A 6,306-nucleotide genomic window follows, 5' to 3' on the forward strand; every position below is an offset into this window, starting at 1 on the left:
ATCCTAGCCCCATGCAACGCATGGGGTTATGTAAGGAGGTAATCAACGTCCTGTAGGGACAGCTCATTCATTTTTGAACTGTGCTTTCAGCACGAAGAATAGTGAAAAGTGAGTGCATGCTTATACAAAGCAATAGGACAAAAAAGTTTAATCTATCTTTTTAACGGAGTGCATGTTTACGTGTTTTTTATTTGCCCACCAAATGGTAAACTTATATGGATCGACATTTTTGGGGAGGCCTCCGGGAAATCTGGCGTATTTTGCATATAGATGCAGGTTATTTCTGTCGCCACCAAAAGTTACGATGTGGGCTTCCCTGGAGTATTCGCCTACTGTAGCACCCCCTGATGATAGTAATATCACAGCTCCCAATGCAAGAAAGTTTCCTGAAAACTCTGAGTGGACTATGGCTCCGATTATGGCCGGAGTAACTAATACAGCCATCATTGTACTGTAAAGCTTTTGTTGATTGTGGCATAGTACAATATCAAAACCAGTAACCCGATACATAGGAAGTTTTTTTGTACCAGTGGCAGTCAACATCAATAAGTGCTCATTGTTTATTTCTAATAATTCGCCCTGCGTAAACACAGAATCACTGTTTACTGTGATGAATGCCCCGTAAGGATTATACAACACCTCTTCACGTGAGGTGGGAATCAAATGTTTTCCCGGTGCACACGATGCAATGGTAACGCACCATACTATCAATAATATTTTAATCCTCTCTTTTTGCATATGCATATTTACTCATCCAAAACAAGGTTTCCATCTCTAACTCCATATGCTTGTATTGTGGAGTCATTAGCCTGATCCATTTTTTGGGATTATATAAAATTAAATCAATCATCTCTTCACTTTCTTCTTTAAGCCATTCTTTGCGCATCCATTCGGTATAATAACCTCTTGTTTCAACAAACACGGCATAGTTATCATATTCTGGCAGTTTGTAAATTAAAGTGTGCGAAGTGCCGGGCAGGTTTACAATCATTTTTTCCTTGTCGTTCAACTCCTGTAATATGCTGCAATCTTCCTGATTGTAGTTTATCAAACTACTTGCCTGTATTACTTCTGATTTGGACTTTTTAACCACATTACAAACATTAACCCTATCAATCCTCCACAGCCCCTTGGTCATGGTAAGCCTGACTTTACTGATTTTATTTTTATAGTTGATGAGAACAATATGTGTATCGCAAACTATAGGCCCCTGCTCTTTTATTGCACCCACCTTTTTCCATTTATTATTTACTTCCACCTCAATATCCACTCCCCCGAGCACGTCATCCATTGACTTAAATGCATTGCGCACAAGGGGCGAACTTCTTTCGTACCTTGCCAACAATTCGCCTGCCCGGGTACCCATATGGGCCATAGATTGATAAAACAGGAAGGTTGTCATAAAAGACTGACGCTGGGTTAGTACAATACCTGAGTTAGCCCCTTCAAACTCATCAAATACAAACACTATGGATTCTTTTGTATTTAAATCACAAGTATCTGCCAAAGCCAAATATTCTTGATGGTCGGCATATTGAAATAGCGGAAGGTTATCGGCCACTATTCCCTCAACAGACTTAGGTACTTTAATATGATCGACCTCATAAAAACCATCTTTACCATAAACAACATGAGTGGATGAAGCTTTTTTAACAACCAGCAAATCAGCATACCGCACATAATGGGTTTCAAAGGCTTCGTTTTGCAGCTCCAGCTTAATATGGTCTACACTATCTTTTAACGATATATCACAAATAAAATCCACATCAGTGGCTTCCATACTTTTAGTAATGCTCGAAGAAAAACCTTCTGCCACAATTTCTTTATTTTCATCATCGTATAAATAAATAGTGGGGCACGAACCAAAACAGGCTTTGGGATCGGTAAGACAATAAAAAGTAAAGGCTGACCAAAGCGTAGAATAAGACATTAATAATGGAGATACTACGTTGAATCCTTTATATTCATTTGTCTCTACCAACACGCATAATTCATAGGGAACCACATATTTATTTCCGCCTACATAAAGTACTTTAGACAACTGCTTATTTTCAGAACTATTTGCACGAACAGGGAGCGTAATCTTTTCACGATTGGCGCTGAAATATTCTCCAATACCTTGTATGATTTCTTTCTTATCAAAAAACTCCCATTCGTGGAACAAAAGCAGGCTACCATCTTTTAAATGCACTTTTATGGTTTGCTTGTCTGACAAAACTGATTCCGGAACTGAACCCACATCATGAACTTCGCGATGATTCACCATAGATGTACTACAGCCCATCATTACTATAACTATTGCTGGTATTATACATGAAAGATACCTCATCACAATATCTCAAAACAGTGTAAATATAAAGTTACGCGTAAATATTATGGATGTCAATAAAATGGAGGGCAGGAGGATAAGGATTTTAATCTTTGTTTTGAGGAAGGATTTGCATTTTATAGTGCCTGCAAGAAAACTTGATTTTATCCCAACCCACACAGTGCGAGAGAACTCCCTAAAGGAAAAGCTGCCTATTATACGCAAATATATTATGACGTCAAATTATAAATCACACTTTAAAAAGCTGAAGGCCTTATACATCTCAACATGGGGCTTCGCGATTGGTGTTTAAAAAGACATCGATAGTCACATTCATAATAATTTGCGTACTGTAAATCGGCTGTCCGGTGAGGCACGAACCGGGAGGTGGTTTTTAATACTTAAATTTCCATTTTTTTAATTCAAATAACGGCCACTTATAAGCGTAGTGCGGGTTTCAACGCGCTTTCCTGTCAAGTTACAGAAAAGTTAAAGCGAGCTACAACCCTTGAATTTACAGCTGTTTCGGCTATTATTCAAATATATTGTTAGCAAAAGTTAGTTCATTAGTTTCTTCGTTTTATATTCTTTTTTCTTTGCTTCATATTCATGTTCAGAAATAAATCCTCGATTCCGTAACCAGAATAATTGATTCATCATAGTTTCTTCTGGAACATCAGTGTCAATTTTTGAAAATCTTTCTAATATTATGGTTCTAGATTTTTCTATTAAGGCATTTGCAAACTCTTCAACTTCTATTCTTGATGGACTTTCCAGAAAGAAAATAACAGGAATTCCACCAGTAATATGCAATTCACTTTTTAAGGGACCTAAAGTTATTAGCACCCCCAGTCCTACATAGAATATTCCCATAAATATTATTGCCCATGGTGAGATTGTATTATCATGTGATAAAGTATATGCGGCAAGCATAAAAAATCCAAACACAAGCATAAAACCACCAAATATATATGAACCTTTCCTAGATTTCTTTTCAATTAATATGTCATTTCCAATTGAATCAATATTTACAGTCCACTCCTTTGTTTCAGACGAAGTCTTATAAGTCATTTTCAACTTATCTCCAACTAATTCAAAAGTCCGCCTTTTTAATCCTTGCTTTTGTTCTAATTTCATTTTATATCGATGTCACTTTTAAACAATTCTACTTTCTTAAATTCTATTGTCCTAATTCCACAATTAGTCTTAAATTCAATCTTCTTTCTTTCTATTTCAATTTCTCTTTTCCCTTCTCCAATTGAGTATCTAATTATTCCTAAGTCTTCAACAACCTTCAAAATCTGTGAATCATGTAAGTTAACTTCCTTCAAGTTCATGGTTCGTCTTCTTAATTTTTGCTAACATAGGCATAAAACCACCTCCCCTCTCCTTCGTCGAGGTACTCCTCCTTGGTAAGGAGGGCCTGTCCGGCAACAGACGGGGAATTGATTCCTATTACGCACAATGTTATAGCTACAAAAACTCTTTCCAAACACGCAAGGATATCGTCCCAAGATCTCGACCGTTATAGATATTCAGGCTTTCAGAGCCTTTTGATGCAGCAACCCCATACCACAAAGATGTGCACAAAGCGTAGTCAGGGACTAGCGGTTCACTATCAAACAGGAGTTTTCTTGCAGAGACTATATACCAAAGTTCAATTAAGAATAAAGAGTTTTTATTTTCAAATAATTGATAACTGATTGTTGTTAATTGATAATTGCTTTCACTTCTTTCCGGCTCCTACAAAGTAATCTTCCTTTTCGGCAAACAGCACGTTAAAGGTAGTAAGGCTACCATATGCTTTGGTAATGTACTGCTGCATGTGAACTTTTTCTTCTTCGTTCAGCGCACCATTAGAATTAACGTTTTGCTCCAACACCCTTAGCTTATCACGTACCATGATGATCTTTTTGAAGAAGACATCCATCGGGATTTCTTTGGGTTGCAGAGATTCATTCCCCGGAACCAGCACCACTTTTCCTCCCATCCATTTATTGCCCAGCTCCACATCAGAAGGCAATACTCCATATTCGTCCAATACCGAAGCAATTGTTTTTCTTAATTCACGTGCTGTTACCAACTCACTCCTGCCCTCTTCGGGTGTTTCCAGCACTTTTAGGGTTGGACTGGTTTTAGGCATTTCCATTTTGCCCCCCTGCTCAAAAAATATTTCGTAAGCCCCCATGGTTATTTTTGCAATAATCCCTTCTCCATACCGGGGATGCTCAACTCGCGTTCCTACTTTTATTTCTATAGATTCCATATTTTTCTGATTTAAAGTTTATATCAATACCCAACAGTTAATAACCCCTTGTTTACCGGGCGCTATTTTCAACTGCTTCTTTAAAAATCTTTTCTTCTCTGGTTTCAATAATAAAATCGTTTGAATAATCCCTTGATTTATCAAAAGGTTTCCCTTTGCCTTGCTTCATAATTTCTTCAAATGTTAGTTCATCGGGTTCATATTTGGCAGGGCTGTAATTAACATCCTTTGTAAAAAAACTAAACGTTGTAAATACCGTATCAATTTTTTCAACATCTTTCAAATAGGCTAATCCGGGATTGTCATTTACCAGATTATCAATTTCCTCTGCGTGTATATTGTAATAAGCCTCATTAAATTTTAATGTAGCTAAATTTTTCTCTACAATATAGTCTAATTTAAAAAAGGGCTTCGCTTTTGTAAACAATATTTTAGTCTGACTTTTTTCCTGTCGCTGCATTAGTCCATTTGCCCGTTTCATCTCAATTTGGTTGGGGATTAAAGAATATTCCATATATAAAATCCCTTTCGTTTCTTTATCAATGCACACAAACCCTTTATACTGGCATTCTTTTGGGTTGGGTAATTTTGGATCTATTTTTATTTTAACCACCTCCATTCCTTCATAATTGAATTGACCATCATACTCAAATTGATAATCTTTAACTTGATGGATTATAGGATGAAAGTACAGGCTGGTTGTATATAAATATCCCTGAGGATTTCTATAATTGACAGGGGGTGCTGTATAATATTCGTAGTTAATGATTTTTGTTTCAACATCAGGCATTTTCAATTTTCCCATACCCGAGAGGTAAACATTAACATTAGACTCAAACACATTATTAAAGTAATTATTTTTTACCTCTGCCTGTTTATACAAACCCTTTAACCGAACCGTTTTTGTGGGGTAATTTTTGGGTAGATTTTTTATGGCTTGCTTCATGAGATCCTCTACGTCAACCGGAGTAACTTTCACTTCATTTAAATTTACAGTAGCCGGTTCGAGTGTAATAACCAAATCATGATGCAAGGTGTCTGTATATATAGATTGTGTTTGATAGCCCAGGCACCTGACCACAAGTTTAGATTCACTTTCCTTTTGTATTGAAAACCGTCCTTCGTTATTTGTAATGACACCTGTATTCAAATTTTCATACTGAACCGATGCATAAGAAACGGGTTTCCCCACAACATCCAATACCACTCCTGAAATTAAATTTTGGCATTCTACATTTAGGGTAAAAACTGACAGGATTACGATAAGATAGTATTTCATTATTTGGATTAGTTTCTGGAATTTATATTTTTTGTGTATCTGAACTATCATAATAGTTCATTAGTTATTGGTCATTAGTTATTGGTCATTGATTATTGATCATTGATTATTGATCATTGTCATTAGTTTATTTGTCAATAGCCTAGATTCCAATATCTTTTATAAAATTCTTCATTAATGTTAAAATTATAAAGATTAAACACTTACAAAAACTTAACGAATTAATACTATCAAATATAATAATAAAAAAGGCAGATTTCACAAAGCAAGGGTCTATGATTTAATCCAAACCTTCTTTATAATTAAACTCCATCAATATAGTGTTGGCAAGAAAACTACAGAATTTTTTGTTAGCCCGCCCACACCCCTCAGTCCTCCCGAATACAAGTTCGGGACAGGCTCTAAAGGGGAAGTTGCTTCCGCACAGTGCGTTGGAGTTTTCCCCTTTAGGGG

The 6,306-nt window shown here is 36.3% G+C and carries 6 protein-coding genes; all 6 read right to left on the minus strand.

Features of this window, described 5'->3' with window-relative positions:
* Window positions 1–147 precede the first annotated feature (147 nt).
* The 6 genes from OM074_RS20705 to OM074_RS20730 all read right to left on the minus strand — a co-directional run bounded on the left by OM074_RS20705 (window position 148) and on the right by OM074_RS20730 (window position 5,853).
* Window positions 148–738: a hypothetical protein gene (locus OM074_RS20705; RefSeq protein ID WP_301202603.1), complete on the minus strand. Its 591-nt coding sequence runs from the start codon at window positions 736–738 to the stop codon at window positions 148–150.
* Window positions 719–2,287 (minus strand): hypothetical protein, encoded by a 1,569-nt coding sequence (locus OM074_RS20710; RefSeq protein WP_301202605.1) that lies wholly within the window; start codon window positions 2,285–2,287, stop codon window positions 719–721. Before OM074_RS20710 ends, OM074_RS20705 begins: the two co-directional genes overlap by 20 nt.
* 579 nt (window positions 2,288–2,866) lie before the next feature.
* Window positions 2,867–3,445, minus strand: a complete 579-nt coding sequence (locus OM074_RS20715) for a DUF308 domain-containing protein (protein ID WP_301202606.1) — start codon at window positions 3,443–3,445, stop codon at window positions 2,867–2,869.
* Window positions 3,442–3,645 (minus strand): hypothetical protein, encoded by a 204-nt coding sequence (locus OM074_RS20720; RefSeq protein ID WP_301202608.1) that lies wholly within the window; start codon window positions 3,643–3,645, stop codon window positions 3,442–3,444. Before OM074_RS20720 ends, OM074_RS20715 begins: the two co-directional genes overlap by 4 nt.
* Window positions 3,646–4,034: 389 nt before the next feature.
* Window positions 4,035–4,574: a DUF8685 domain-containing protein gene (locus tag OM074_RS20725; protein ID WP_301202609.1), complete on the minus strand. Its 540-nt coding sequence runs from the start codon at window positions 4,572–4,574 to the stop codon at window positions 4,035–4,037.
* 52 nt (window positions 4,575–4,626) lie between these two features.
* Window positions 4,627–5,853: a carboxypeptidase-like regulatory domain-containing protein gene (locus OM074_RS20730; protein ID WP_301202610.1), complete on the minus strand. Its 1,227-nt coding sequence runs from the start codon at window positions 5,851–5,853 to the stop codon at window positions 4,627–4,629.
* Between the last annotated feature and the right edge of the window lie 453 nt (window positions 5,854–6,306).

Source organism: Plebeiibacterium marinum (genome assembly GCF_026013615.1).
GTDB lineage: Bacteria > Bacteroidota > Bacteroidia > Bacteroidales > Marinilabiliaceae > Saccharicrinis > Saccharicrinis marinus_A.